Here is a 24760-nt window from a genome sequence, read left to right as displayed (position 1 = left end):
GACCGTCGATGAGTGTTGGCCTGTTAGCTCTGCTCGATGACGTCGCCGGGCTCGTCAAGGTTGCGGCGGCCTCGCTCGACGATGTTGCGGGGCAGGCGGCCAAGGCTGGCGCAAAGGCGGCAGGGGCTGTCATAGACGATGCGGCGGTGACCCCCAACTATGTGCAGGGGTTCAACGCCGATCGGGAATTGCCGATCGTGGGCAAGATCGCCTGGGGCTCGATCAAGAACAAGCTGTTGTTCCTTTTGCCGGCAGCGCTGCTGTTGAGCTTTTTTGCCCCCTGGCTGATCACGCCGCTGCTGATGATCGGCGGCGCCTATCTTTGCTACGAAGGCGCCGAAAAGGTCTTTCATATGTTCGCCCCGCACGAGGCCGAGCACCATGAAGCCAGCCTAGAGCCCGCAGCGATCGATCCGCAGACGCTGGAGGACCAGAAGGTCGGCGGCGCGATCAAGACCGATTTTATTCTTTCCGCCGAGATCATGACGATCATCCTCGCAGCGATCGAAGTCGGTGACTTTTGGACGCAGGCAGCGGTGCTCGCCGTGGCCGGTATTGGTATCACCGTGGTGGTTTATGGCGCCGTGGCGCTGATCGTGAAGGCTGACGACTTCGGGCTGTTCATGGCCAAGAATGGCAAGACCGGGGCCGGGCGCGGCTTTGGGCGCGGCCTGGTGGTCGGCATGCCCTATTTCATGCAGGCGCTGAGCATTATCGGCACCGCGGCAATGACCTGGGTCGGCGGCTCGATCGTCGCGCATGGGCTTTATGAATTTGGGCTTGATTGGCCGGAGCACGTTATCGAGGCCGCGGCGCATTGGGCCGAGCATGTCTTCCCATCCATCGCTGCGGTGGCAGGGTGGTTTGCGACGGCATTCGTCGACTTTTTCTTCGGGCTGGCGCTAGGCGCGCTGCTGATCCCGGTGGCGGGCTACGTAATCGCGCCGGCCTGGAAGGCCATCAAGCGCCTGCTGCCAAAAGGGCGTAAGGTTCGGGCCTAGCACTTCTCTCTAAGGGATAGGGCCAAAAAACCTCAAAAAGGCGGCGCGAAGCTTTGCGCCGCCTTTTTCTGCTTGAAGGGCGCCATGCCTTCGCGTGCGAGTTCGTCGGCGCGTTCATTGAGTTCGTCGCCGGCGTGACCCTTGACCCAGTGCCAGGAAATCTGGTGGCGCTTGGTCGCTTCGTCGAGCGCCTGCCAGAGTTCGACATTCTTGACCGGCTTCTTGTCGGCGGTTTTCCAGCCGTTCTTCTTCCAGCCGTGAATCCAGCCCTGAACGCCATTCTTGACGTATTGGCTATCGGTGTGGAGTTCGACCGTGCAGGAGCGCGTCAGGGCGTTGAGCGCCTCGATGGCGGCGGTCAACTCCATCTTGTTGTTCGTTGTCAGCGCTTCGCCGCCGTTCAGCTCCTTGCGGTGCTGGCCGAACTGCAGGATGGCGCCCCAGCCGCCGGGGCCGGGATTGCCCGAGCAGGCGCCGTCGGTATGGATGATCACAGGTTCAGCCAACGTTGGGTCGCCTCAGGATATGGAACTGGCAGGTCAGCCCGCCGGGCTCGACGGCGACATGGGTCGGCTCCATGCCGATCTTGCGCAGGACGGCGAGCGAAGGCGCATTGCGCGTGTCGGCAAAGCCGATGAAATGGGTGCCAGCGGTTTCGCGAAAGTACCAATCGCGCAGGCCCGCGGCCGCTTCCTTGGCGTAACCCTCGCCATGATAGGCTTCAAAGAGCGCGTAGCCGATTTCCGGTTCGCCCGTCGGACCATAGATGCCGAAGCCGGCGCGGCCAATAAAGGCGCCATCGCTCTTGCGCGTCAGGCGCAGCTTGCCGAGCTGGCGGGTTTCAAAAAGTTCGATCCAGCCGCGCAGCGCAGTTTCGGCCTTTTCTCGCGTCCACGGCTCCCCGCTTGCCGAGAGAAACCGCGCGACATTTGCCGTGCCGTGGAGGGCTACCAGATCGTCAAGTTGATCGAGCCGCCAGCCGGACAACACCAGCCGGTCCGTCTGGAACAGGGCGAGGTCGCTCATCGTCCGGCGGCCACTTCCAGATTGCGCAGGACCTTTGGAATATTGAAGGCGATGTTCTCTTCAGCCGTCGTCTTGGTTTCGACGCTGAGCTCATAGCGCGCGGCAAAGGCGTCGATCACCTCTTCGACGAGGCTTTCGGGCGCCGACGCCCCAGCGCTGACGCCGAGCGATTTGATGTCGCCATAAAGCGACCAGTCGATTTCGCTGGCGCGATCGACGAGCGTGGCGATCTTGCATCCGCTGCGCAGGGCGACCTCGACGAGCCGCTGGGAATTGGAAGAGTGGGGTGAGCCGACGACGATCATGGCTTCGACGAGCGGCGCCACGGCCTTGATCGACTCCTGCCGATTGGTCGTTGCGTAGCAGATGTCTTCCTTGTGCGGTCCATTGATGGCCGGGAAGCGCGCCTTGAGCGCTGCTACGATTTCGCGGGTGTCGTCGACGCTCAGGGTTGTCTGGGTGACGAAGGCCAGGGTCTCGGGATTTTTTGGAACGAAAGTATTGGCGTCTTCGATGGTCTCGATAAGCGTCACGGCGCCTTCGGGCAACTGGCCCATGGTGCCGACGACTTCGGGGTGACCGGCGTGGCCAATCAGCACGATTTCGTGGCCTTCCTCAAAATGACGGGTGGCTTCGACATGCACCTTGCTCACGAGCGGGCACGTGGCGTCGAGAAAGAACATGTTGCGCGACTTGGCATCGGCCGGCACGCTCTTGGGCACGCCATGAGCGGAAAAGACCACCGGAGCATCGCCCTCGGGAATTTCGGCAAGCTCCTCGACGAAAACCGCGCCTTTCGCCTCGAGCCCCTGCACGACATATTTGTTGTGTACGATGGCGTGGCGGACATAGACCGGTGCGCCATATTTCTGCAGCGCCAGTTCCACGATCTGGATGGCGCGATCTACCCCGGCGCAGAATCCGCGGGGAGCACAAAGCATGACGTCGAGGTGTGGCCGTTTTTCCATGAGAGATCAGATGCTTTCGCTATGGTGCCAAGTCAAGTGCTGTTGCACGCGGACAAGCGCCTGAGGCAAGATGAGGCAGTGACGATGTCAGGGACGGTACACCGGTGAGTCTTGCGCAGGAAATGTTTGCCATCGCTCCTGCGCAGGGAAAAGCCAACCTTACGGCGGGACAGCTCAAGCTTCTCGCCGGCAAGGCGCGCTGGATCTTCCGGGTCGGCGAGGCAGGGTTCCCCACTGTCCCGACCATCGCCATTACCAGGGCGGCCTGGGAGGCACTGCAGTCGGAGCGTGCACGCCTCGATACGCGCCTGCGCAATCATTGGGTCGCTTGTCTTTTCAGGCTCGTCGACAAGGACGGAAGGCCGCCTCTCCTCGTCGTGCGCACTTCGGCGGCCAATCACAACAGCGGCTTGCAGCCGGCCCGGATCGGCATCGCTGCGCCCACGGCCCCGGAAGATTCCGTTGATCCGGCGCGACCACTCGCCAAGGCGATCAAGCAGGCCTTTGACAGTTACGGTTTTTCCCAGCGCAGCTGGACGGGCTTCCGCCAGGAAGACGACCGCGCGCGCCAGATCGTACTCGTTCAGGCCGCCGCCGATGGCCAACTCGAACAGTTCTTGACGCGCAACGCCTCGAGCGGGGCGATCGGACCGGCCCCGCTCGATGGCTCGCCGCTGCCGCGATTGCCGGAGGCGGTCGGGGCGCTGATATCCCTCCTCGATGCCAAAGCCGGCCGGCACATGGCGTGCCTCGTTTCGGTCAACCGGGGGCAGCTCAAATTTCTTTCGGCCCGCCCGGTGCAGGCGTCTGCTGCGGCCGAACTGGAAGCGGCAGTCGACCGCGTGCAGCGCAAGATCTGGTCGCCCCATAATGCGGTGAGCCGTGTCGACCCAAACCGACTGCCGCAATTGCTGCATCCGCGCATCAAGTCGACGGAGGATGTGACCCCGATCGCAACAGGCCTAGGCGTTTCTCCGGGCGCGGCAAGCGGTATCATCACCTTCTCCGCTGAGGATGCCGCCCGCCTGCGGGCCCGTGGCAAGCACTGCATTCTCGTCGTCAACGAGACGGGCCCCGCCGATATCGAAGGCATGAAAGCCGCGACCGGCATTTTGACAGCGCGCGGCGGCATGACGAGCCATGCCGGGGTGATCGCACGCATCACCGGCAAGCCTTGTGTCGCCGGCGTCCGCACGCTCTCCGTCGATACGGTCGAAATGGTCTGCCGCATAGGCGCGCGAGAGTTTCGGCCCGGCGACAGGCTGACCATCGATGGCAGCGACGGCTCGGTCTATGTCGGTAATCTGCCCCTGTCGCAGCCCCATATCGGCGGCGCGATCGGCACGCTCCTCGGCTGGTCGGACGCCAGCCGCTCGATCGCGGTGCGCACCAATGTCGAAACCACGGAATCGGCGGCGACGGCCTTGAGCTTTGGGGCCGAAGGCATCGGTCTGGCCCGCTCGGAACACATGTTCTTTTCGCCCGAGCGCATGGTGGCGCTGCGGCGCATGATTCTTTCCGAGGACGAGGACGCACGAAGCCGCGCCGTGAACGGTCTCGTCGATTTTCAGACCGGCGACTATTCGGCGCTGTTTTCGGTGATGGAAGGGCTGCCGGTCACTGTGCGCCTCTTCGATCCGCCCTTGCATGAATTTTTGCCCCGCACCGATGAAGAAATCGAGGAAACGGCAGCGTCCCTCGGCGTTGCCGTGCGTGCGTTGCGGCTTCGCCTCGAGCGCATTGCCGAGGTCAACCCGATGCTGGGCCATCGCGGGGTGCGCCTTGCCATAACCTATCCCGAAATCCTGCAGATGCAGATGCAGGCGGTCATCGCCGGGGCGCGGGTCGCCAGCGAGCGGCTGAACAAGCCCATTCCGGTCGAAGTCATGGTGCCCTTCGTTTCGACCGCGAGCGAAGTCGCCTGGGTGCGCGACCGCACCATGGCGATCGTCACCAATTCGGGTCTCCTGCGCTCCGAAAAGATCAAATTCTCGTTTGGCACCATGATCGAATTGCCACGCGCCTGCCTTCGCGCGGGGGACATCGCCAACATGGTCGACTTCATTTCATTCGGTACCAACGACCTGACGCAGACCACTTTCGGCATTTCGCGCGACGACGCGCCGACCTTTCTTGCGGTCTATCAGCGAAAAGGCATATATGAGCGCGATCCCTTTGTAACCATTGACGAAAAAGGCGTCGGCGAAATGATCTCCATCGCCATCGAGCGGGGTAGGGCGGCCAATCCGCGGCTCAAGATCGGCATCTGTGGCGAGCATGCCGGCGATCCGGTCTCGCTCAAATATTTCGCAGGGTTGGGGGTCGATTATGTCTCCTGCGCGCCCTATCGCGTGCCGGTCGCTCGGCTGACCCTGGCGCAGGCCGCCACCTGATTTCGTTGCTGGCCATTTCAATCCTCTCCCTTGGTCACGATATGAGAACGTGACAAAAGAGTTTTGGAGGAATGGGAGGATCATGCCGTTGTCTCGATCGCACGCTTTGCTTGCCGTGATTTTGCTTGGCCTTGGGGGAAGCAGTTCGGCTCTGGCGCAATCGGGACAAGACTGTGCGGCCGTTGTTGCGGACGGAGAACGGCTTGCCTGCTACGACGCCGTGTTCCGCAATGGCGCGGCGGCCGGCGATGCGCTGACAGTCAGCTTCCAATCCCAGCAACTCATCCCGGCGCGCCCCACCGGCCGTGCGCCAGCGACCATGACGGTTTCCTGCGCTGCCGGAAATCTCACAGTCGCCTTCGCCTATGCCGGCAACACCATGTCGGCGCTTGGGCGCGATGCCGGGATCACTTTCCAGATCGACCAGCAGGCGGCACGCAGCCGCACGCTGCTGGCTGATGCGAGCAATACCGCGCTGATCATCGGCAATACCGCCGACAGCGAGGCTTTTCTCAACATGCTCGAGGGCGCCAATAACCTCACGACACGCGTGACCCCGGTCAATTCCCGCTCTTTGTCTGTGCGGTTCAGCCTTGCGGGCGTGCTCGACGCAGTCGAGCCGGTGCGCGCCGCTTGCTCCTGAGCCGTTCACAAATCCGCCAGTCACAATGCTGCCGCGCTTTGATCCCGCGTGTGCCGCCTTGGCCATTTACTCCGCGCTAACCTTAATAAGAGATCATCACAGCTATCGGCATTTTAGCGTCACTTTTGCCGGTTTAGTTCGTGTTGCGTAGCGTTGAGAAGTGTTTATGGCCCATCCACACCGGCCGGTCGTGCGTTTGCACGCGGCCAGAGCGGTTCGCCGGGGATTCCCTGTCGCCAAATCCATGGCGCTGGGCCTTATGGCTTCCCTTGCCTATCTGGGGCTTGCCGCCGGCGCCTTCGGCCCGTCTTCGGACTTGCCTGCTGCGCCCGGCACCGAACTGACGCCCGATCTGATCCTGGCGAGCCTGAGCTATTCCGGCGCCGACCCGGTCATCACCGGATCCGTCGGTCATCTCTTTGACTCTGCAAGCTTTACCGGCCCCAATCGGGCGCAGAAGACCGATCGGTTCAAGCCACCGGTCGATATCGTCGCCTTTTCGCAGAATTTCGAGGAAGCGCGCGTCCGCATTGCCGCCCTGCGCGATCCGGCCGGGGGCGATCCCGGCATGCTTGGTCAATCGCGGATTGCCTTGCTCGAAGACACAAACGCAGTGGCCGAAGACGGGCCGCGGATGTCGGTCGCCTCGATCGATCCAAATACGGCGGCCGCGCTCGACGCCATCGCCGGCATCGCCCCGCAAACGGTCAACGCCTCGCTTGCACCGGCCCTGCCGATGCCCGCCGTCGCGTCCGAGCAACTGGCCTATGCCCGCGCCAATGCCCCGGTCACCGGGGCTTTCTCGACCGTTCCGGCGGTGGAGGTATCAGATAAGGAACGCTGGTGCCTAGCTACGGCGATCTATTTCGAAGCGCGTGGCGAAAGCTATCGCGGCCAGGTGGCGGTGGCACAGGTGGTGATGAACCGGGTCAAGGATCACCGCTATCCCAACACGATCTGCGGCGTCGTCTACCAGAACCAGACCAAGCGCAATGCCTGCCAGTTCTCGTTTGCCTGCGACGGCATTCCCGAAGCCATCACCGAGCCCAAACCCTGGGCGCAGGCCGAAGACATTGCCAACCGCTATCTCAATGGTGAGCTCTACCTGACCGAAGTAGGCGACGCGACACATTACCACGCGACCTATGTCCGCCCCGCATGGGCGCCGCGCATGACCAAGGTCACCCAGATCGGGCTGCACGTTTTCTACAAGTTCAAGCGCGGTTGGCTCTTCGGCTAGCAGGCCCAGCTGATCGTCGACACACAAGTCGCGGTCCTGGCCGGGCCGCGATGGGTCTTATAGGTCGAGACGGACACGTAGGAATTGCCATTGTAGGCGCTGATGCGGTGCCAGCTGCCATGGCTCCAGCTCGAAAACGTGAATTCGTTCCGTGGGTTACTGGGCTTGGTTACGCCCGGATACTGAACGTGGGCGGACTCGAACCCATCGGTGGAATAGGTACCGGTCGCGGTCTGGGTGATGGTCACATAGCGGACCTTCCCCGCCTCGATCTTCTTGACCGTCACTGTACTCACCGGTTCGGTTGACACCCAATCCTCATAGCTGACGCCATTCTGCTCTCCGTAGCGGACGAGCCCGCTTGGATCGATGCCATCGGCAAAGGTGGGTGCGGTCGTTGCGCCGATCAGGCCGACGGCGAATATCAAACATGCGGATCGAGTCAGCAATGCCATCCCAAGCGTCCCATTCTGATCCAGAGTTGTCTTGCGACATTAACGGATCAGTAACCATTTGGACGCAGGCGAGCCAAGACCATCTTCGCGCACTGGTTAATTCTCGCACGATTATCAGGGGGCGGGGATAAGTTTGGCGATGGCTTCGAAGCTGGCGATAAAGCGATCATGCGCTTCGCGCGTCGGCCAGGGCTGGATCAGCCGGTCGAACTGCTCGATTTCGAAGGCCGGAACGCCGGGCTCGCCGAAGAATTTTATGGCTTCGTTCGGCTCGAAACCGGCGAGGGTTGTGGCCTCGAAATAGGCGGCTTCCTGGTCGGCTTTTTTCATCTGCTTCTTGAGTGCGGCGGGGACCGTCGCAGGAAGCGAGAAGCGGAGATAAATGGCGGACATCAAGCGATTTTCGACATCCTTGTAGTTTCCACCCATGGCCGTTTTGAAGGGGGAGATGATGTCGCCCATGACATATTCGGGCGCGTCGTGGAGAAGCGTCTGGAGGAGGGCAGCGGTGGATGAGCCGGGGTTCGAGGCGCGAAAGAGTTCGAGCACGAGGACCGAGTGCTGGGCGACCGAAAACGGATAATCGCCAAGGGTTTGGCCATTCCAGCGGGCGACGCGGGCAAGGCCGTGGGCGATGTCGGAAAGTTCCACATCGACCGGGGACGGATCAAGAATATCGAGGCGGCGACCCGACAGCATGCGCTGCCAGGCACGGGTGCTCGTGCGGGCCATCTGGGTCTGGTTCGGTAGCATTACGTTAGCGGCGAGACTAACAGATGGCGCCGATTCGATAAGGTTTGGTTAGTTGGGGGTTCGGTGTTCGCCGAGGCCCCCCACCTAGCCTCGCCCTGTGCGGGGGAGGGACGCATTGGGGAGGCGGTTAGTCTTCGGACGGGACCGAATCGCCGAATTGGTAGGTGGCCCAGGCGGGGAGAGAAAGGTTGACGGTTTTTCCGTCGACGGTCGCGGCGGCAGGATCGGTGATGCGATCGAGGCGGAGGATGGCGACCGCTTCGCCATCGACGACCTGGCCGATGGTGCCGGCGTCGCGGCCACCTGCGATCACGGCGGTGCCGGCGGGGGCATCGACGCCCGAGATGAGTACGGGGCGGCGGCGGGCAGTACCGCGGTGCTTCATGCGCGAGACGACTTCCTGGCCGACATAGCAGCCCTTGGCGAAGTCGATGCCATCGAGAATGTCGAGGCCGATGTCGTGGGCAAAGGCATCATTGGCGGGGAAGTCATTGCCTTGGTGGAGGATGGCGTTGGCGATGCGGGCGGTGTGATAGGGGTTTTCGTCCTCCGACCAAGCGGCAGTGGCGTCGGCTGGAGCGATGATGCGATAGCCTATCGAGACGGGGCCGAGACGATCTTGGTGCGCGAGGTTAGACGGCTCCATGGCAAAGCCGACGCGGTGCGTGTCGCGCAGATCATCGATATCGACCTTGGCGCGGAGGCGGTACATTTTCATGCGCTTGAAGAAGTCGTCGGCGACGGAAGCGTGGACGTCGAGCCAGAGCCCGTCTTCGGCAAAGCCAGCGAGTCCTTCGGCGAGGATCTTGCCTTGGGGGGAGAGCAGGGCCCAGGCGGCGGCAGTGTCGCCTTCGGTCGGGATTTGTCCGGTGACCACATCGTTGATCAGCCGATGCGCGTCAGGGCCCGAAAAACGGAAGACGGCACGGTCGCTGCGCAGATGAATGGTCATGGAATGCCTTGCCTCGCGGAGTTTTCCTCCGCTAAACCAGCCCGGAACCGAACCCGCGGAGGCCTCAGACATGGCGCAGTACGACACGATTTTCAAGAACGCGACCGTGGTGAACCATGACGGCGAGGGGCAGGCCGATATCGCGGTCAGAAACGGGAAGATCGTCGCGTTGGGGACCGTGACGGGCGATGCGGCGGAGGTGGTCGATTGCAAGGGGCTGCATATCCTTCCGGGCGTCATCGATACGCAGGTGCATTTTCGCGAGCCGGGGCTGACGCATAAGGAAGACCTGGAGACGGGCTCGCTCGGCGCGGTGATGGGTGGGGTGACCGGCGTTTTCGAAATGCCGAACACCAATCCGCTGACGACGACGCGCGAGACGTTCGAGGCCAAGATCGCGGCGGGTACGAACCGCATGCATTGCGATTTTGCCTTCTATATCGGCGGGACGCACGAGAATGTCGGCGAACTGGCCGTTCTCGAAAAGCTGCCCGGCTGTGCGGGTGTGAAGGTTTTCATGGGCTCGTCGACCGGCTCGCTGCTGGTGCAGGACGATGCCGGGGTCGAGGCTATTCTGCGGGCGATTTCCCGCCGCGCGGCCTTCCACTCGGAAGACGAATATATGCTCGAAGAGCGCAAGTATCTGCGCGTGCCGGGCGATCCGTCGAGCCATCCCGTCTGGCGCTCGCCGGCAGTGGCGATGAGCTGCACCACGCGGTTGGTCAATCTGGCGCGCAAGACCGGCAAGCGCATCCATGTGCTGCATATCTCGACCAAACAAGAGATGGTCTATCTTGCCGAGCATAAGGACGTGGCTTCTGTCGAGGTGACGCCGCACCATCTGACGCTGGACGAGACGGCTTACACCCGCCTCGGCACCTATGCGCAGATGAACCCGCCGGTGCGAGATAGAGATCATCGCGAGGGCATCTGGAAGGGTGTCGCCAATGGCGTTGCCGATATTCTGGGTTCAGACCACGCGCCGCACACGCGCGAGGAAAAGGATCACGAATATCCCGCGAGCCATTCGGGCATGACCGGGGTGCAGACGCTGGTGCCGACCATGCTCGACCATGTCAATGCCGGGAAGCTGAGCCTGCAGCGGTTTGTCGACATGACGAGCCACGGGCCGAACCGGCTGTTCGGTATTGCCGGCAAGGGGCGGATTGCGGTGGGCTATGATGCGGATTTGACCGTGGTGGATCTGAAGCGCCGCGAGACCATCACCAATGACTGGATCAAGAGCCGCGCCGGCTGGACGCCTTATGATGGGGTGACGGTGACCGGCTGGCCGGTGGGCACGATTGTGCGTGGGCACAAGGTGATGTGGCAGGGCGAGCTGGTGACCGCGAGCCAGGGTCAGCCGATGCGGTTTTTGGAAGCTTTGCCGACGCAGGGGTAGGCGAGGGCACTGAACTTTCAAGTCGTCATTGCCGGGTTTGTCCCGGCAATCCAGTTTGCGGCGACGCTCCATCTACCGTCACCACCGGGACACGCCCGGTGGTGACGGTAGATGGGGCGGCGCCGCCAGTTACTCCGCCGCGGGCACCTTGATCCGCAGGATGTCGTTGGTTTCCGAACCGAAATTATACCTGTCGGACAGGATGGTGTCGGCGCTTTCCCAGACCAAAGACCCGAAATAATCGATGGAGGGCAGGATGAGGAGCGTCTTGCCGGTTTCGTAGTCCCAGACGGCGAGGGCGGTGGCCACTTTCCCCCAGCGTTCGGGACAGGAAAATTCGGCGGCGACTTGCTTGCCGAAAGGGCTGAAGGAGATTTCGCTCGCAGCATAGGAGCAGCCCGGGCGCAGGGTCAGGCCATAGAGCGTGCCGGCATTGGTTTCGTTGTCGGTGGGGCCGATGCGCAGGCCGGTGACGCCGCTATCGCTGAGCTGGTCTATTTTTTGGGCGAATATTTTCCCATCGGGGCTAAGGGCGGCATTGGTGCCGTGGAGGTAAAGAGCAGAGATATCAGCGACATTGGCGGGAATTGGGTCCGGGCTGTCTGAGGTGACGAGCCAGCCTTGGGCCTGATCGGTATCGGGCATGCCGGCGAGGCTGGGACCTATATCCGTGAGAAGCCAGCCTTGTTTGTCGAAGGCGAGATAGCGGGGCATCCAGCGCTCGACCGTGCGCAGGATTTTGCCATCGCCGCGGCTGATCACCTTTGTGGGTTGGTGGATGAAGGAGAGGGCTACAGTCTGGCCATCGGGGCTGACGGCCATATTGGTGACGCTCGCTTCGGTCGGCATGTCGTTGACAAGCGTCGAATGCACGGGCTCGCCGGATTGGGCGTCGATCTCGACGAGGGCCAGGGGATCGGAACTACTGTCTTCTCCAGCAGAATTGACGACAAGCACATTGCCATTGGGCAGGAGACCGATGGGGCCGACCTGTCGCGCGTCGAAATGGGCGACCTTCTGGCAGGCGCCGTTATTCAACATCAAACCCAAGGTCTCGCAGGGCCAGAACCAGCCCGCGCCCCAGGCATAAATACTGCCACCAACGGCCGCGATGGTGGCAACGCTAACCAGGCTTTCGACCAATCCCCACCGCATGCATGTCTCCCTGAGCCTTTGTCCCTGCATTGCGACAAAGGCAGATTTTTTTATGGCGAGGCTTTCTTAACCCTCGCGCAGATTTGCGCCGGGCGCATTGCTCCAAGGCCCACGGCACAGCTTTCATTTAGTAAGAAGGCATATTATATGTACGCTTACTAAAGCGGGTGCGCCGATGAAAAGCATGGAGACAGCGCCGATTTTTTACCTGATCCACGAGGTGTTCCGGGCCTTTCGCCGGCAACTCGAGGAGCAGACGCGCGGCAATGACCTGACGCTGCCGCAATGGCGAACGGTGACCAAGCTTGGCCGCGAAAACGGTATGTCGCAGGTCGCGCTGGCTTCGGCGCTCGATACCGACCCGATGACCATGAGCAGCATCCTGAAGCGCCTCACCGAACGCGAGCTGGTGCAGCGCGAGCCGGACCCACAGGACGGACGCGCCAAGATCGTGACGCTGACGCCGGAAGGCCGGGCGCTATTCTCCCAGGTCGAGGGGATGGGCGTCGAACTCTACAAGACCGCCATTGCCGGTATGGCGCCGGCCGAGACCGCAGCCCTGATCGAGGGACTTTCCAGAATTCGCGATAATCTGAGCGGCGGCGACGCCGAGACCAAGGACTGACCGATGAACGCCCATGCAAAAGAACCAAAGCCCGGCGAAGCTACCCCTGTTGCTGCCAACGAGGTCACGTCGCCGTTGCCGCCAACCGAACCCACGAAGAAGAAGCGCCGGCCGGGCCGGCTGCTTTTGATGGTCAGCGTGCCGCTGCTGCTCGTCGTGGGCGGCGGCTATTTTTACCTGACCGGCGGCCGGTTCGAAGAAACCGACAATGCCTATGTGCAACAGGCCAAAGTTGCGCTTTCTGCCGATGTCGCCGGGCGCATCACCGAGGTTGATGTCAGCGAAAACATGATGGTGCATGCCGGGGACGAGATCTTTGCGATCGATCCCGAGCCGTACCAGATCGCGCTCGAACAGGCCAACGCGGCCCTCGGCACGGCACGCGTCAATGTAGAGCAGCTCAAGGTTGCCTATGCGACGGCGACCAAGGCGCTCAACGCCGCCAACGAGGTACTGGCTATCCAGCAATCCAAGTTCGACCGGCAGAATACGTTGGTGACCCAGGGGATCGCCTCGACGGCAACGCTCGATGACCCCAAGCTCGCGCTGCAGCAGGCGCAGAATGCGGTCTCGACGGCGCAGCAGCAGGTGGACAATGCGGCGGCCGCACTTGGCGGCAATGCCGATATCGACACCGACGCGCATCCGGCGGTCAAGACTGCACTGGCAGCGGTGAGCCTGGCTGAGCGTAACCTGGCAAAAACCAAGGTGGTGGCCGTGACCGATGGCGTCATCAGCCAGGTGGCGAGCCTCAACGTCGGGCAGTTCGTCGCCGCCGGCACGACCATTGCGAGCCTTGTCGAAACCAAGGCGAGCTGGGTGGAGGCCAATTTCAAGGAAACCCAGCTAGCCGGCATTCGCGTCGGCATGAAGGCGGACGTGGCGGTTGACGCCATTCCGGGCAAGCCGATCGAAGGCACGGTGACCAGCATCGGTGCAGCGACGGGCTCGGAGTTTTCGCTGATCCCAGCCCAGAACGCGACCGGCAACTGGGTCAAGGTGACCCAGCGCATCCCCGTGCGCATCGACTTTGGCCACGCAGTGCCGGCCGATCTTCTGCGCTCGGGCATGAGCGCGGTGGTCAGCGTCGATACCGGCGCCAATACGCTTGAGCGCATAACGGGCGAAGCCAAGCCCCTCTGATCTGACGGGCCCACGGACCCGCCTCCATTTCTCCCGAGGAGGCCAAGATGGCCGAAGCGATTTCCCAGCCCGCTCTTGTGGTCAAGAACAAGGGCATGCTCACCCTGGCGCTGATGATGGGCACCATCATGCAGGTGCTCGACACGACGATCGCCAATGTGGCGCTGCCGCATATGTCGTCTTCGCTCGGCGCGGCGCAAAACGAGATCAACTGGGTTTTGACCTCCTATATCGTGGCGGCCGCCATCGCGACGCCGCTGACCGGCTGGATGAGCGATAGGCTCGGGCAGCGGCGGCTGTTTTTGGGCGCAGTGATCGGGTTCACGGTCGCCTCGGCGCTCTGCGGGATCGCTTCGAGCCTGCCGGAAATGGTGCTGTTTCGCGTGCTGCAGGGGCTTTGTGGCGCGATGATCGCGCCCCTGGCGCAGACCATCCTCCTCAACATCAATCCGCGCGAAAAGATCGGCCAGGCCATGGCGCTCTATGGCATGGGCATCATGGTGGCCCCGATCGTCGGCCCGACCTTGGGCGGCTGGCTGACCGAAACATTCGACTGGCGCTGGGTGTTTCTGGTCAATGTGCCGGTGGGCGCTGTCTGCGTCGCCATGCTGGCGCTCTACATGCCCAATACCGAAATCAAGAACCGCCGCTTCGACTTCTTCGGCTTCGGCATGCTGGCGCTGGGCGTCGGGGCGCTGCAGATGCTGCTCGACCGGGGCGCCGAGAACGGCTGGTTCACTGCCGTCGAAACCTGGATCGAACTCGGCATCTTCATCGCCGGGCTCTGGGTGTTCGTCGTGCACTCGCTGACATCCAAGCAGCCCTTCGTCGATCTGAGGATGTACAAGGATTTCAACTTCTCGCTCGGCTCGCTGCTGATGGGCGTGATGGGCATCACGCTCTTTTCCGGCCTCGCGCTCCTGCCACCCATGTTGCAGAACCTGATGGGCTATTCGGTGATCTTTACCGGCCTCCTGATGGCGCCGCGTGGTGCTGCGACGCTGGTTTCGATGATGATCGTGGGGCGGCTGAGCGGCAAGGTCGATGCGCGCATCATGATGCTCGTCGGCTCGGTGATCATGAGTTATTCGCTCTGGCAGATGACGAGCTTTTCGCCCGACATGGACTATTGGCCGGTGATCATCACCGGGGCGATGCAGGGCTTTGGCATGGGCTTTTTGTTCGTGCCGCTCTCGACCATGGCCTTTGCCACCATTGCGCCAAGCGTTCGCGCCGACGCGACCGCGATGTTTGCACTGGTGCGCAATGTGGGGCAGGGGATCGGCATTTCGCTCGTGAGCGTGGTGCTGACCAATATGATGCAGGTGAACCATGCCGAACTGGCCGAACGGCTGACCCCAGAATCGATGGCGGTGCAGACGCAGATGCCGGGCCTCCTGACCGGCAATGGGCAGATCGTCGCCATCATCAATGGCTTGGTGCAAAAGCAATCGGCGATGCTGAGCTATCTCGACGATTTTTGGCTGATGCTCATGCTGAGCCTAGCCTCGATCCCGCTGATCCTGCTGCTGCGCGGTCCGAAGAAGGATAAGGGGTTCAAGCCCAAGACCAAGGAAGAGCTGGCAATCGAGCGGGCCCACGCAATGGCGGAGTAAGGGGAAATCAATACCCCCCACCCGACCTCCCCCTGGTATGGGGAGGAGCGCGCCAGTGCTTGGCGCGGCGTAAATTCCAAAAATTACTGGAGGATGCGCTCGAGATTGTATTCGCCGGTGCGGATCCGATCGGGCAGCTGGGCGATGAGGTCGGCGGTGGCTTCATCGCCGTGCATGCGCACGAAGGTCGCAAGGGCGGCAAAGAGCGAGGCGTGGGCGAGCGCTGCGGGTTCGAGGCCGTCTTCTTCGGCGCTGTTCCAGGCCTCGGCGAGGTATTCGAGGGCGATCTGGCGCTCGACCTGACCCTGTTCGAAAGGGCCCTGGCCCGAAGCCGGCGCAAACATGGATTTGGTGGTGCTCATGAAGGTTCCGTAGCACGCACCCCGTCCATTGGCGCGGCAGAAGTAAGCCGAAGGTTAACGGGGAGTAGGCAATTGCAGGCTTTTGCCGCCCTGCCTATTCGGCAAAACGCGTATGAATGCTGCGAACCAATTGCTGCGCTTCGACGAGCAGCCGGGTGAGCGCTTCGCGCGAGGCGGAGGTACATTGGCGGTGGAGGCGCGAGAATCCGGTATAGCCGGAGTTGAACGCACCTGCGAGGCGCTGGCGGCGGTCTTCGTCGGGCTCGTCGAGGGTAATCAACTCGGACATCTGGGCGCGCCAATCCTCGGAGCCGGCTTTGCAGAGGGGCTGGAGGTAATAGAGGCTGCCCATGACCTCGGCGAGCCGCTCCATCTGGCGCTGATAGGGCGGATCAATGGCGAGGGCTGGAGCGGTGAGGGTGAGGGTGAGGAAAAGGGGGGCGAGGGTTTTGGCGAGGATTGAGCGCGTCGAGACCGCCACCCGGCCTCCCCCTGGTAGGGGGAGGAGAAAAGGAGTGGAGCCACGATGGGTGAGGGTCGGCTTCGTCATGCCCGCCTCTTACCAGTTCTGACCCAAAATCTTAAAACACTCTTTGATCACGTCATCGAGGCGCGAAGTGGTGCGCAGAGCCAGCAGCATGCCGGGGTCGGCCCATTTGTGGTCGAGGATTTCGCTCGAGGGCTTTACGGTGCCGACATAATCGGTGGTGGTGAAGACGGCGAGGCGATAGGTGCCGTCGCGGCCCAGTTCCTGGGTCATCACGTGGCGCGGATTGCGCACGGTGAGGCCGAGCTCTTCCTGCACTTCCCGGATGGCGCATTGTTCGATGGTTTCATTGACCTCAAGGCGACCGCCCGGAAAAGTCCAAAGGTTCTGATAGGGCGGCAGAGCGCGCTTGATGAGCAGGATTTTGCCGTGGCGTACGATGCCGACGCTGGCGGCATTGGGGAGAGCGGTCATGGCCCGAGCAGTTTGCGATTCGTCTGCAATGACATTACCTCGTGAGAAGTAAAGGAGACACGCCATGTGCGGACGCTATGCGGCGACTTTGCCGCCCGAAATGATGGTCGAGCTCTTCAAGATCCTCAAAGAGCTGCCCATGGTGCCGCGCTACAATATTGCGCCCACTCAGCCCATAGCCGCCATCTGGGAAGAAGGTGGACGGCGCGAGGGTCATTTTGCGCGTTGGGGGCTCGTGCCGCGCTGGGTCAAGGACCCGCGCGAATTTCCGCTGCTGATCAATGCGCGGGCCGAGACGATTCGGGAAAAGGCGGCATTTCGCGATCCGCTCAAGCATGGGCGCTGCATCGTGCCGGCGAGTGGCTATTATGAATGGCACACGGGGCCGGACAAGAAGAAGCGCCCCTATTACATCACCCGCGCCGATGGCCAGCCGATGGCGCTGGCGGGGCTTCATGCGACCTGGAGCGGGCCGGAAGGCGAGGAGGTCGATAGTGTTGCGACCATCACCGTTGCGGCCAATGCCCAGCTTTCGGCGATCCATGATCGCATGCCCGCGATCCTGATGGATGAGCGGCAGATCGATGATTGGCTCAATGTGCGCGAGGTCGGGGCGCAGGAAGCGGCGCAGATGGCGCTGCCGCTTCAGGATGGCGTGCTGAAATTTCACCCGGTGTCCACGCGGGTCAATTCGGCGCGGGATGATGATCCGGGGCTGATCGAGGAAGTGACGGAGGAAAAGCCGGAGCCGGTAAAGATGAAGCCGAAGAAGGTTGCCGGCGGTGGCGGGCAGATGGATTTGTTTTGAAGGGGTCTTCCGCCGCTTATTATCGAGGGTGATGCAGGCGAAAACGACGTTCTCATTCTCACCGTCATTGCCGGGCTTGTCCGGCAATCCAATTTGGCCCGGCATGGACCACCGGGACAAGCCCGGTGGTGACGACAGAATTGAGAGTGAGGACACGACTACATAATCTCAAAATATCCCAGCGCATCGCCCATGGCTTCTTCTTCCCAGCCGAGGTGAGAAAGGAGCACGCGTTCAAGGGCTTGGTAGATGTCGCGGGCGTTCGTGTAGCGCGAGGGGCTGGGCTCGCTCGCAAGCGCATTGAGGGCTTCGACGAGGTGCTCGAGTAATTCGTGCACAACGACATGCTCGGCCTTCAGCCGCTCGGCGATTGCCTTGAAGGCAGGACCTTGCTGTGCAAGCACCGGAAAGAGGTGATGATCCTCGATCGTGTGGTGGGTGTTCACAATACCGCAATGCTGCCCACAAAGATTGCCGAAGCGCCGGTAATTGGCGAGCATGGCCATGTCATTGGCTTTGGCGGCGATCTCGGCTGGGGTGACCTCGTGTGCATTGGCCCGCTCGATCAGCTTGGCGAGCGTTTTCATGTTGTCACGCAGGTGATCGTGAATCATGCGCAGGTGATGGCCTGCCTGGCGCTGGCGATTGGTCAGATTTGGCAGCGCGGGCACGGGCGGACGCGTGGCGTCGTCGAGGAAATTGACATTGAGGAGCATGGCCGAAAGATGGGGCAGGCGGAAGCTTGGCGCAAGAACGCACATCGGGGGTACTGGGTTACATAGGGCCGCAAACGCCTGATCTGCCTCTCACTTGCGGGAAAAGCTGCCCGAAGGGCGGATGAGGGATATGCGATGTCTCTCAACATGCTCGGAGCGTGGGAGAGAACCCCTCACCCTGACTTTCTGCTGAACGCAGAAAATCTGTCCCTCTCCCGCAAGGGGCGAGGGGAGGTTCGGTGAACTAGCCCAGCATCTTTCCCGGATTGAGAATGCCGTTGGGGTCGAGGGCGGTCTTGATGGCACGCATCATATCGAGCGCGACGGGGTCTTTGACTTGCTTCAACAGATCGACCTTGAGCTGGCCGATGCCGTGTTCGGCAGAGACCGAGCCGCCCAGTTTGAGCACTGTTTCGTAGATGACCTCGTGCACGGCTTCGTCATATTGGGCCATAAAGGCCTTTGGGTCGGAGCCGGCGGGTTGGGAAAAGTTGAAGTGAATATTGCCATCGCCCATGTGGCCGAAGGGGACGGGGCGGATGCCGGGGGCGATGCGCGCAGCGGCGGCGGAGCCTTCGGCGATAAGGGCCGGGACGGCGGCGATGGGCACGGAGACGTCGTGCTTGATCGAGGCGCCTTCCTTGGACTGGCACTCGCTCATCTGCTCACGAAAGGTCCACATGCGGGTGCGTTCAGCGAGGGACTCGGCGAGCGTCGCATCGGTGATGAGCTCGCGTTCGAAGGCGTTTTCGAGGGCCGATTGCAGCGCGCCGGGCTCCGTGCCGGCCATGCGGGTGACTTCGATCAGCGCATACCACGGCGAGGGGCTGGCGGTGGGATCGGCATCGAGCATGCCGTGGCGCAACTGGAATTCAAGGCCGATCTGGGGGATGAGCTCGAAGGCGTTGAGGCGGCCGCCGAGACGCTGGCGCATGAGTTGGAAGAGAGTCAACGCGGCATCGGGGGAAGTGACGTTAACGAGGGCCGTTTCGTGGTCCTCGGGAAGCGGAAAGATTTTGAGCGTCGCGGCCGTGATGATGCCGAGCGTGCCTTCGGCGCCGACGAGCAAATCCTTGAGATCGTAGCCCGTATTGTCCTTCTTGAGGGCGTTGAGGCCCTGGTAGAGCCTGCCATCCGCGAGGACGGCTTCGACGCCCATGGTGAGCTCGCGAGCATTGCCATAGGCGAGGACATTGACGCCGCCAGCATTGGAGGAAAGGACGCCGCCGATGCGGGCTGAGCCTTGCGAGGCGAGCCAGAGCGGGAACATGGCGCCTTGGGCTTCGGCGGCTTTGTGGGCGTTTTCGAGGATCACGCCGGATTCTGCGGTCATGACGCCGGCGGCGGTATCAATCGCGCGGATGCGATCGAAACGGGCGAGGGATACGATGACCTCGCTGCCAAGCAGCGGCACCTGAGCGCCGACGAGGCCGGTATTGCCGCCCTGAGGAATGATACCGACGCGGTTTTCATTGGCCCAGCGGAGGAGGGCCTGGAGGGCCGGAACGTCGGGCGGCGTGACAACGGCAGCAGCGGGCGCATGGAAGCGCTTGCGCGGCTCCTTGAGATAGGCGTCCATTTTTTGCGCGTCGGTTATGACTGCATCGTGTCCCAGAATGGTGGAGAGACCGCTGGCGATTTCGCTTTGTGACAGGGACATGAGGCCTCCGGACCGGCGCGCAGGATGGGTCACTTCCTCTGCCACAGGCGGAAGCGGGATGCCAGAAAGACGTGGCGGGCATGGCACATTCCCGTTTCTGTCTCTGGCATCATGGGGCAAATCGGGTACGGTACCGCCGGGTTCGGGATTTCGCGCAAAGAGCGGTTTCGGCCCGGAACGGGCGAATGGGCGTTCGTTTCGACTCTAGTCCAAGGTCGCGCCGCTTTTGGCGCGTTTATGCGCATGACCACCCCTGACTGGCCCGATTTCTACTTTGCCCGGCACGGCGAAACCGACTGGAACCGCGAACGCCGCTATCAGGGCAGCATGGACATTCCGCTCAACCGGGTTGGCCAATTGCAGGCCGACGCCAATGGCGTGTTGTTGCGGCAATTGCTCGAGCAGGATGGCGTCGATCCCGCTTCGCTCAATTGGTTTGCCTCGCCGCTGAGCCGGGCTTCGGAAACCATGGACCGCATGCGGGCAGCCTTCGATGTGAAACTGCCGCCGGTGATCCATGATCCACGCTTGATCGAGATTTCTTTCGGCGATTTCGAGGGCATGTTGCACGCTGAGGTAGCGCGGGAGCACGAGGCCCTGGCACCGGGCGAGCGCGACGAGAGCTATTGGTCGTTTCGGCCGAATGGCGGCGAGAACTACGATGATGTTTCGGCGCGGCTGGTCGATTTCGCGCATGATCTGACCCATCAAGCCGTCGTCGTTGCCCATGGCGGCGTGTTGCGCGTCTTGCGGCATCTGGTCGAAGGCACGCCGCGCGGCGACGTTCTCAACTGGCCCCCGCCGCAGGGGGTTATTGCGCATTTTGCCAAGGGGCGGATGACGCTGCACGCGGCAGAGAACAGCTGGGATGCGGCTTCCGCTTGAGCATGGCGATTGACCTCAGGGGGAGGGCTTTCTAGAAAGCCCACAACCCAAGGGGCTGCGCTATGTCTTTCAATACGTTCGGGCATCTTTTCCGTTTCACCACCTGGGGCGAGAGCCATGGGCCGGCGCTGGGCGTGGTGGTGGACGGGGTGCCGCCGGGCATTTTGCTGACCCCGGAAATCATCCAGCGCGATCTCGATCGCCGGAAGCCGGGGCAGAGTAAATATACGACGCAGCGGCGCGAAGCGGACGAGGTGAAAATCCTGTCGGGTGTGTTCGAGGACGAACGCACCGATGGGCCGCGCACGACCGGGACGCCTATTTCGCTCTTGATCGAGAATACCGACCAGCGCTCCAAGGATTATTCCGATATTCGCGACAAGTATCGGCCCGGCCATGCCGATTTCACCTATGACCAGAAATATGGAATCCGCGACTATCGCGGCGGCGGTCGCACTTCGGCGCGCGAGACGGCGGCGCGGGTTGCGGCGGGCGCAGTGGCGCGGCAGGTGCTGGCTGGCGTAACCATCCGCGCGAGCCTTGTGCAGGTTGGGCCGCACAAGATCGACTACAATAGTTTCGATTGGAATCAGGTAGGGGAGAACCCGTTTTTCTGCGCCGATGCCAAGGCAGCCGAATTCTGGGCGGACTATCTCGACGGGATCCGCAAGGATGGCAATTCGGTGGGCGCGGTAATCGAGGTCGTGGCCGAGGGCGTTCCAGCCGGCTGGGGCGCACCGGTTTACGGTAAGCTGAGCGCGGACCTTGCTTCGGCGATGATGAGCATCAACGCGGTCAAGGCCGTCGAGATCGGCGACGGTTTTGCAGCGGCAGCACTGACCGGCGTCGAGAACGCCGACCAGATGCGGGCCGGGGCGGACAAGCCCTATTTCCTTTCCAACCATGCCGGCGGAATTTTGGGTGGAATTTCCAATGGCGATCCGATCGTTTGCCGCTTTGCGGTCAAGCCGACCTCATCGATCATTACGCCACGACAGACGGTGACCTCGGCCAATGAGGATGCCGATATCATCACCAAGGGCCGGCACGACCCCTGCGTGGGCATTCGCGCAGTGCCGGTGGGGGAGGCGATGATGGCACTGGTTTTGGCCGATCACATGCTGCGCCATCGGGGCCAGACGGGACGCGAAGGCGCGGTTGGGTTTCAGCGGAACTGAGGGACTGCGCTCAATTGCCCCCAAGCGGAGAGCCGAGGAGGGGCTAAGCAAGCGATAGCCGCATGCCAAACAAGCCTCGGCTGACCTTCAGGGCGCCGCTGTCTTCGAGAAATTCGACATGGGCCGCCATGGTCATGCGCGCAGCCATGCGGATTTTGGTGGGTTGGGTGGGGTAGATTGCCTTGACCACCTGGCCGATCGTCGTTGCTCCCTTGCTCACCGCTGCGAGGAGCTGGTCATTGCGCATCTGGCGGTGCGCCTTGAGAGCGCGGGCGTGCGCGGGCCCATCGGCGATGGGGCCGCCATGGGCGGGGTGATACCGGCGATAGGGCAGCGCCATGACCTCATCGAGCGAGGCAAGGTAATCCGCCATTGAGCCATCCGGGACGGCAACGAGTGTCGAGTTCCAGCCCATGACATGATCGCCCGAGAGAAGGATATCCCCGTCGCTCAGGCCGAAAGAAAGATGGTTGGCGCAGTGGCCGGGCGTCGCGTGGACGGTGAGCGAAAGATCGCCGGCGGTGATGGTCTCGCCATCGACCAGGGTCCGGTCGGGGACAAGGTCCCAATCGCAGGAATTCTTTATCGGATTGCGCTCGAAGCGCCGGAGGGGGCGGGAGAGGCGGTGGCGGCCGCCGAACCAGAGTGGCGCACCGTATTGTTTGGCAAGGGCTTCGGCCGAAGCGCTATGATCGCGATGGGTGTGGGTGAGAAGGATAGCCGAGACCGGTCGGCCGGCGATGGCGCTCTCGATTGCTGCAAGATGCGCCAGCTCATTGGGTCCGGGATCGAGGAGAGCAATCGTGCTGTCGCCGAGAAGAAACGTATTTGTTCCGGTGAAAGTATAGGGCGAAGCATTGGGCGCGGTGAGGCGCACAAGGCCTGGGGCGACAGGCACCGCGGCGCCCGGATCGGGCTTGAAACTTGTATCGAAGACGGGAGCGGAGAGCGGGGCCATTGCAACGACAAAAATGACAGATTAGAACGGGACGGATGAGCGCGCTGGCCCCAAGGGGCCGTGCGGCGCACTAGCAAGAAAGGTACGAAATGGCCGTCACTTTGACCACGCCCAATACGTTGCTCGGCATTTTTCAGCCCAAGACCGATGCGGCCAAGCTGGCGACCAATATCGCAACCGTGGTGCTTGGCACCCTGGTGATCGCGATTGCTGCCAAGACCAACGTTCCGGTCTGGCCCGTCCCCGTGACGCTGCAGAGCCTTGCGATTGCAGCGCTCGCCGCAGCGTTCGGCGCCCGTATCGGCGTTGCCACCGTGGCGCTTTACCTGATCGAAGGCGCAGCCGGCCTGCCGGTTTTCGCTGGCGCGACGGCCGGCCTGCCTTACCTCCTCGGACCGACCGGCGGTTTCCTCCTCGGCTTCCTCGTCATGGCCGGCGTCATTGGCTTTGCTGCAGATCGCGGAGCGTCGTCCAAGCCACTCACGCTGTTTGCAGCGATGATCGTTGGCGAAGCGGTTCTGCTCACCCTCGGCTTTGCCTGGCTTCTGTTGCTGTCCGGCCAGGCGCAGTGGATCGACCAGACCAATGTCGTTGCTTCCGCCTGGGCCGGTGCGGTCCAGCCGTTCCTCGTCTGGGATGTGTTGAAGATGGCCCTGGCTGCGCTCACCGTCAGCGGCGCCTGGGGTCTTTCGGGCAAGCTGCGCTAATACGCAAAGCTAATAGTCCAATTTGGGGCTGGCCTTTGGGCCAGCCCTTTTCGTTTCAGGTTGCAAGCGACTTGAGGAAGGCCAGCGCAGCGCATTCTTCCTCGTCGAGCCCCGGTATCGGATCAAGGCTCGCCGGCTTTGGCAGATTGCCCGCCTGCCAGTGCTCGAACACCGCGGGGTGGATATAGCTTTGCCGGCAGACCGCCCGGGTATTGCCGAGCCGGTTGGAAACCACATCGACGATGCCGGTCAAAAGCTTGGTTTGCGCACGCTGACTTTCGGGCACGGGTTGACCTGCCAGCAACCCGAAGGCGCGAACCGTGCCGGCCCAGGTGCGGAAATGCTTGGAGCTGAAACCGGGCCCGGCATTGCCCGAAATATAGTCGTTGATGTCGCGCGAACTGATGGCGTGAAAGCCATTCTCGTCTTCGTATTTAAAGAGGTGCTGACCCGGCAAATCCTGAAGCGACTTGACGATACGCGCCATGCGTCGGTCGACAAGCTGCAGGTTCCAGTCCTTGCCGGATTTGCCCTTGAACTTGAAACGGATCTTTTGGCCATCTATAGCCACGTGGCGATTGCGGAGCGTCGTCAGCCCAAAGCTCTTGTTGTCACGGGCATAGGTTGGGTTGCCGACGCGAATGAGGCTGTTGTCGAGAAGCCAGACGACTGAGGCTGCAACACGGTCCAGCCCCAAGGTGCGCTTGCGCAGGTCGGCTTCGACCTGCTGGCGCAGGTTTGGGAGAACTTCGGCAAAGCCCACCAGACCACCGAATTTGGTGCTGGCGCGGTGGGATGTCCAATCGGGATGATAGCGATATTGCTTGCGGCCGCGTTCATCCCGTCCCGTCGCTTGAATGTGACCCTGAGGATCGGCGCAAATCCAGACGTCGCGCCAGGCCGGCGGAATGGCGAGCGACTCGATCTGGCGGCGACGCTCCGGAGAAAGGGTGTCACCCGAAGCGCTGATATAGGCAAAGCCACGCCCGCGCTTTTGGCGACGCCAGCCTTCGTCGAGATCGGAGGAATAATTGAGGCCCGGCGCCGCGACGATTTCATCGGCGCGCATCCGGTCCCAGACGACTGCAGACATCAGCATGACTGCCTCCATTTCTCCGCCTCAAATGAGATTGGATCGTGCCGAGTTCCGAGC

The 24760-nt window shown here is 62.2% G+C and carries 26 protein-coding genes; 12 read left to right on the top strand and 14 right to left on the bottom strand.

Annotated features, from left to right (window positions below):
* The first annotated feature begins 8 nt into the window (after positions 1–8).
* Positions 9–1001, top strand: a complete 993-nt coding sequence (locus VW35_RS17270) for a DUF808 domain-containing protein (protein ID WP_046144323.1) — start codon at positions 9–11, stop codon at positions 999–1001.
* A gap of 32 nt (positions 1002–1033) precedes the next feature.
* Here the strand turns inward: VW35_RS17270 and rnhA are convergent, their stop codons facing one another.
* From rnhA to ispH, 3 genes are read right to left on the bottom strand one after another with little or no spacing between them, the layout of a single operon-like run.
* The gene (gene rnhA / locus VW35_RS17265; RefSeq protein ID WP_046144322.1) at positions 1034–1507 is read right to left on the bottom strand and encodes a ribonuclease HI; all 474 of its coding nucleotides are present in this window, start codon (positions 1505–1507) and stop codon (positions 1034–1036) included.
* Positions 1500–2027, bottom strand: coding sequence for a GNAT family N-acetyltransferase (locus VW35_RS20780; RefSeq protein ID WP_052951831.1), 528 nt, complete (start codon positions 2025–2027; stop codon positions 1500–1502). The genes rnhA and VW35_RS20780 overlap by 8 nt, the downstream gene beginning before the upstream one ends.
* Positions 2024–2995 (bottom strand): 4-hydroxy-3-methylbut-2-enyl diphosphate reductase, encoded by a 972-nt coding sequence (ispH, locus tag VW35_RS17255; protein ID WP_046144321.1) that lies wholly within the window; start codon positions 2993–2995, stop codon positions 2024–2026. Before ispH ends, VW35_RS20780 begins: the two co-directional genes overlap by 4 nt.
* A 104-nt stretch (positions 2996–3099) precedes the next feature.
* Between ispH and VW35_RS17250 the strand changes: the two genes are divergently transcribed.
* From VW35_RS17250 to VW35_RS22335, 3 genes are all read left to right on the top strand, one after another.
* Entirely contained in the window at positions 3100–5388 is a 2289-nt protein-coding gene (locus tag VW35_RS17250) for a putative PEP-binding protein (RefSeq protein WP_152662649.1), read from the top strand.
* Between the two features lie 82 nt (positions 5389–5470).
* Positions 5471–6031 carry a hypothetical protein gene (locus tag VW35_RS17245; RefSeq protein WP_152662648.1) on the top strand — a complete coding sequence of 187 codons (561 nt, stop codon included), beginning with the start codon at positions 5471–5473 and terminating at the stop codon, positions 6029–6031.
* Between the two features lie 166 nt (positions 6032–6197).
* On the top strand, positions 6198–7271 hold the full coding sequence (locus tag VW35_RS22335) for a cell wall hydrolase (protein ID WP_083982976.1): 1074 nt from the start codon (positions 6198–6200) through the stop codon (positions 7269–7271).
* Here the strand turns inward: VW35_RS22335 and VW35_RS17235 are convergent.
* From VW35_RS17235 to ygfZ, 3 genes are all read right to left on the bottom strand, one after another.
* Positions 7268–7699 carry a hypothetical protein gene (locus VW35_RS17235; RefSeq protein ID WP_046144319.1) on the bottom strand — a complete coding sequence of 144 codons (432 nt, stop codon included), beginning with the start codon at positions 7697–7699 and terminating at the stop codon, positions 7268–7270. The genes VW35_RS22335 and VW35_RS17235 overlap by 4 nt on opposite strands.
* 141 nt (positions 7700–7840) lie before the next feature.
* Positions 7841–8458, bottom strand: coding sequence for an HD domain-containing protein (locus tag VW35_RS17230; RefSeq protein WP_046144549.1), 618 nt, complete (start codon positions 8456–8458; stop codon positions 7841–7843).
* Positions 8459–8606: 148 nt separating this feature from the next.
* Positions 8607–9431, bottom strand: coding sequence for a CAF17-like 4Fe-4S cluster assembly/insertion protein YgfZ (gene ygfZ / locus VW35_RS17225; protein ID WP_046144318.1), 825 nt, complete (start codon positions 9429–9431; stop codon positions 8607–8609).
* 70 nt (positions 9432–9501) lie between these two features.
* Here ygfZ and VW35_RS17220 point away from each other — a divergent pair, with 70 nt between their 5' ends.
* On the top strand, positions 9502–10833 hold the full coding sequence (locus VW35_RS17220) for a dihydroorotase (protein ID WP_046144548.1): 1332 nt from the start codon (positions 9502–9504) through the stop codon (positions 10831–10833).
* 129 nt (positions 10834–10962) lie between these two features.
* On the opposite strand, the gene VW35_RS17215 is transcribed toward VW35_RS17220, so the two are convergent.
* A complete protein-coding gene (locus tag VW35_RS17215) occupies positions 10963–11988 on the bottom strand; it encodes a WD40 repeat domain-containing protein (RefSeq protein WP_152662647.1) in 1026 nt (341 codons plus the stop codon).
* A 175-nt stretch (positions 11989–12163) separates the two neighbouring features.
* Between VW35_RS17215 and VW35_RS17210 the strand changes: the two genes are divergently transcribed.
* Genes VW35_RS17210 through VW35_RS17200 form a run of 3 tightly spaced genes read left to right on the top strand, consistent with a single transcriptional unit; the run spans position 12164 to position 15372 of the window.
* A complete protein-coding gene (locus VW35_RS17210; RefSeq protein ID WP_046144316.1) occupies positions 12164–12613 on the top strand; it encodes a MarR family winged helix-turn-helix transcriptional regulator in 450 nt (149 codons plus the stop codon).
* Between the two features lie 3 nt (positions 12614–12616).
* The gene (locus VW35_RS17205) at positions 12617–13756 is read left to right on the top strand and encodes an HlyD family secretion protein (RefSeq protein WP_046144315.1); all 1140 of its coding nucleotides are present in this window, start codon (positions 12617–12619) and stop codon (positions 13754–13756) included.
* Between the two features lie 47 nt (positions 13757–13803).
* Positions 13804–15372, top strand: a complete 1569-nt coding sequence (locus VW35_RS17200; protein WP_083982973.1) for a DHA2 family efflux MFS transporter permease subunit — start codon at positions 13804–13806, stop codon at positions 15370–15372.
* Between the two features lie 83 nt (positions 15373–15455).
* On the opposite strand, the gene VW35_RS17195 is transcribed toward VW35_RS17200, so the two are convergent.
* The 3 genes from VW35_RS17195 to VW35_RS20770 all read right to left on the bottom strand — a co-directional run bounded on the left by VW35_RS17195 (position 15456) and on the right by VW35_RS20770 (position 16695).
* Entirely contained in the window at positions 15456–15734 is a 279-nt protein-coding gene (locus VW35_RS17195) for a hypothetical protein (RefSeq protein WP_244465934.1), read from the bottom strand.
* Between the two features lie 94 nt (positions 15735–15828).
* Positions 15829–16284: a TIGR02301 family protein gene (locus tag VW35_RS17190; RefSeq protein ID WP_083982971.1), complete on the bottom strand. Its 456-nt coding sequence runs from the start codon at positions 16282–16284 to the stop codon at positions 15829–15831.
* Between the two features lie 9 nt (positions 16285–16293).
* Positions 16294–16695, bottom strand: a complete 402-nt coding sequence (locus tag VW35_RS20770) for an NUDIX hydrolase (RefSeq protein ID WP_052951827.1) — start codon at positions 16693–16695, stop codon at positions 16294–16296.
* Between the two features lie 64 nt (positions 16696–16759).
* Between VW35_RS20770 and VW35_RS17180 the strand changes: the two genes are divergently transcribed.
* Positions 16760–17503, top strand: coding sequence for an SOS response-associated peptidase (locus VW35_RS17180; RefSeq protein ID WP_046144314.1), 744 nt, complete (start codon positions 16760–16762; stop codon positions 17501–17503).
* Positions 17504–17661: 158 nt separating this feature from the next.
* On the opposite strand, the gene VW35_RS17175 is transcribed toward VW35_RS17180, so the two are convergent.
* Both VW35_RS17175 and VW35_RS17170 read right to left on the bottom strand, forming a co-directional pair.
* Positions 17662–18264: a hemerythrin domain-containing protein gene (locus VW35_RS17175; RefSeq protein ID WP_046144313.1), complete on the bottom strand. Its 603-nt coding sequence runs from the start codon at positions 18262–18264 to the stop codon at positions 17662–17664.
* Between the two features lie 199 nt (positions 18265–18463).
* A complete protein-coding gene (locus VW35_RS17170; RefSeq protein WP_046144312.1) occupies positions 18464–19879 on the bottom strand; it encodes an FAD-binding oxidoreductase in 1416 nt (471 codons plus the stop codon).
* Positions 19880–20122: 243 nt separating this feature from the next.
* Between VW35_RS17170 and VW35_RS17165 the strand changes: the two genes are divergently transcribed.
* Together VW35_RS17165 and aroC are read left to right on the top strand one after the other, a co-directional pair.
* On the top strand, positions 20123–20764 hold the full coding sequence (locus tag VW35_RS17165; RefSeq protein ID WP_046144543.1) for a histidine phosphatase family protein: 642 nt from the start codon (positions 20123–20125) through the stop codon (positions 20762–20764).
* Positions 20765–20826: 62 nt separating this feature from the next.
* Entirely contained in the window at positions 20827–21942 is a 1116-nt protein-coding gene (gene aroC / locus VW35_RS17160) for a chorismate synthase (RefSeq protein ID WP_046144311.1), read from the top strand.
* Positions 21943–21985: 43 nt separating this feature from the next.
* Here the strand turns inward: aroC and VW35_RS17155 are convergent, their stop codons facing one another.
* Positions 21986–22900 carry an MBL fold metallo-hydrolase gene (locus VW35_RS17155; protein ID WP_046144310.1) on the bottom strand — a complete coding sequence of 305 codons (915 nt, stop codon included), beginning with the start codon at positions 22898–22900 and terminating at the stop codon, positions 21986–21988.
* Positions 22901–22989: 89 nt separating this feature from the next.
* Here VW35_RS17155 and VW35_RS17150 point away from each other — a divergent pair, with 89 nt between their 5' ends.
* Positions 22990–23607 carry a biotin transporter BioY gene (locus tag VW35_RS17150; protein ID WP_046144309.1) on the top strand — a complete coding sequence of 206 codons (618 nt, stop codon included), beginning with the start codon at positions 22990–22992 and terminating at the stop codon, positions 23605–23607.
* A gap of 55 nt (positions 23608–23662) precedes the next feature.
* Here VW35_RS17150 and VW35_RS17145 read toward each other — a convergent pair whose 3' ends face one another.
* Positions 23663–24706: a DNA topoisomerase IB gene (locus tag VW35_RS17145; protein WP_244465933.1), complete on the bottom strand. Its 1044-nt coding sequence runs from the start codon at positions 24704–24706 to the stop codon at positions 23663–23665.
* Positions 24707–24760 lie beyond the last annotated feature (54 nt).

Source organism: Devosia soli, from assembly GCF_000970455.1.
Classification (GTDB): Bacteria; Pseudomonadota; Alphaproteobacteria; order Rhizobiales; family Devosiaceae; genus Devosia; species Devosia soli.
Note: the sequence above shows the minus strand (reverse complement) of the source record. Positions and strands in the feature narration are given on the sequence as shown.

Coding starts and splice junctions, on each gene's coding strand:
- VW35_RS20770 (WP_052951827.1), bottom strand. CDS start 16,695: ATGACCGCTCTCCCCAATGCCGCCAGCGTCGGCATCGTACGCCACGGC.
- VW35_RS17170 (WP_046144312.1), bottom strand. CDS start 19,879: ATGTCCCTGTCACAAAGCGAAATCGCCAGCGGTCTCTCCACCATTCTG.
- VW35_RS20780 (WP_052951831.1), bottom strand. CDS start 2,027: ATGAGCGACCTCGCCCTGTTCCAGACGGACCGGCTGGTGTTGTCCGGC.
- VW35_RS22335 (WP_083982976.1), top strand. CDS start 6,198: ATGGCCCATCCACACCGGCCGGTCGTGCGTTTGCACGCGGCCAGAGCG.
- ygfZ (WP_046144318.1), bottom strand. CDS start 9,431: ATGACCATTCATCTGCGCAGCGACCGTGCCGTCTTCCGTTTTTCGGGC.
- VW35_RS17165 (WP_046144543.1), top strand. CDS start 20,123: ATGACCACCCCTGACTGGCCCGATTTCTACTTTGCCCGGCACGGCGAA.
- VW35_RS17220 (WP_046144548.1), top strand. CDS start 9,502: ATGGCGCAGTACGACACGATTTTCAAGAACGCGACCGTGGTGAACCAT.
- VW35_RS17210 (WP_046144316.1), top strand. CDS start 12,164: ATGAAAAGCATGGAGACAGCGCCGATTTTTTACCTGATCCACGAGGTG.
- VW35_RS17190 (WP_083982971.1), bottom strand. CDS start 16,284: ATGACGAAGCCGACCCTCACCCATCGTGGCTCCACTCCTTTTCTCCTC.
- ispH (WP_046144321.1), bottom strand. CDS start 2,995: ATGGAAAAACGGCCACACCTCGACGTCATGCTTTGTGCTCCCCGCGGA.
- VW35_RS17205 (WP_046144315.1), top strand. CDS start 12,617: ATGAACGCCCATGCAAAAGAACCAAAGCCCGGCGAAGCTACCCCTGTT.
- VW35_RS17175 (WP_046144313.1), bottom strand. CDS start 18,264: ATGTGCGTTCTTGCGCCAAGCTTCCGCCTGCCCCATCTTTCGGCCATG.
- VW35_RS17150 (WP_046144309.1), top strand. CDS start 22,990: ATGGCCGTCACTTTGACCACGCCCAATACGTTGCTCGGCATTTTTCAG.
- VW35_RS17230 (WP_046144549.1), bottom strand. CDS start 8,458: ATGGCCCGCACGAGCACCCGTGCCTGGCAGCGCATGCTGTCGGGTCGC.
- VW35_RS17215 (WP_152662647.1), bottom strand. CDS start 11,988: ATGCGGTGGGGATTGGTCGAAAGCCTGGTTAGCGTTGCCACCATCGCG.
- VW35_RS17180 (WP_046144314.1), top strand. CDS start 16,760: ATGTGCGGACGCTATGCGGCGACTTTGCCGCCCGAAATGATGGTCGAG.
- VW35_RS17245 (WP_152662648.1), top strand. CDS start 5,471: ATGCCGTTGTCTCGATCGCACGCTTTGCTTGCCGTGATTTTGCTTGGC.
- VW35_RS17155 (WP_046144310.1), bottom strand. CDS start 22,900: ATGGCCCCGCTCTCCGCTCCCGTCTTCGATACAAGTTTCAAGCCCGAT.
- VW35_RS17145 (WP_244465933.1), bottom strand. CDS start 24,706: ATGCTGATGTCTGCAGTCGTCTGGGACCGGATGCGCGCCGATGAAATC.
- VW35_RS17270 (WP_046144323.1), top strand. CDS start 9: ATGAGTGTTGGCCTGTTAGCTCTGCTCGATGACGTCGCCGGGCTCGTC.
- VW35_RS17200 (WP_083982973.1), top strand. CDS start 13,804: ATGGCCGAAGCGATTTCCCAGCCCGCTCTTGTGGTCAAGAACAAGGGC.
- VW35_RS17195 (WP_244465934.1), bottom strand. CDS start 15,734: ATGAGCACCACCAAATCCATGTTTGCGCCGGCTTCGGGCCAGGGCCCT.
- aroC (WP_046144311.1), top strand. CDS start 20,827: ATGTCTTTCAATACGTTCGGGCATCTTTTCCGTTTCACCACCTGGGGC.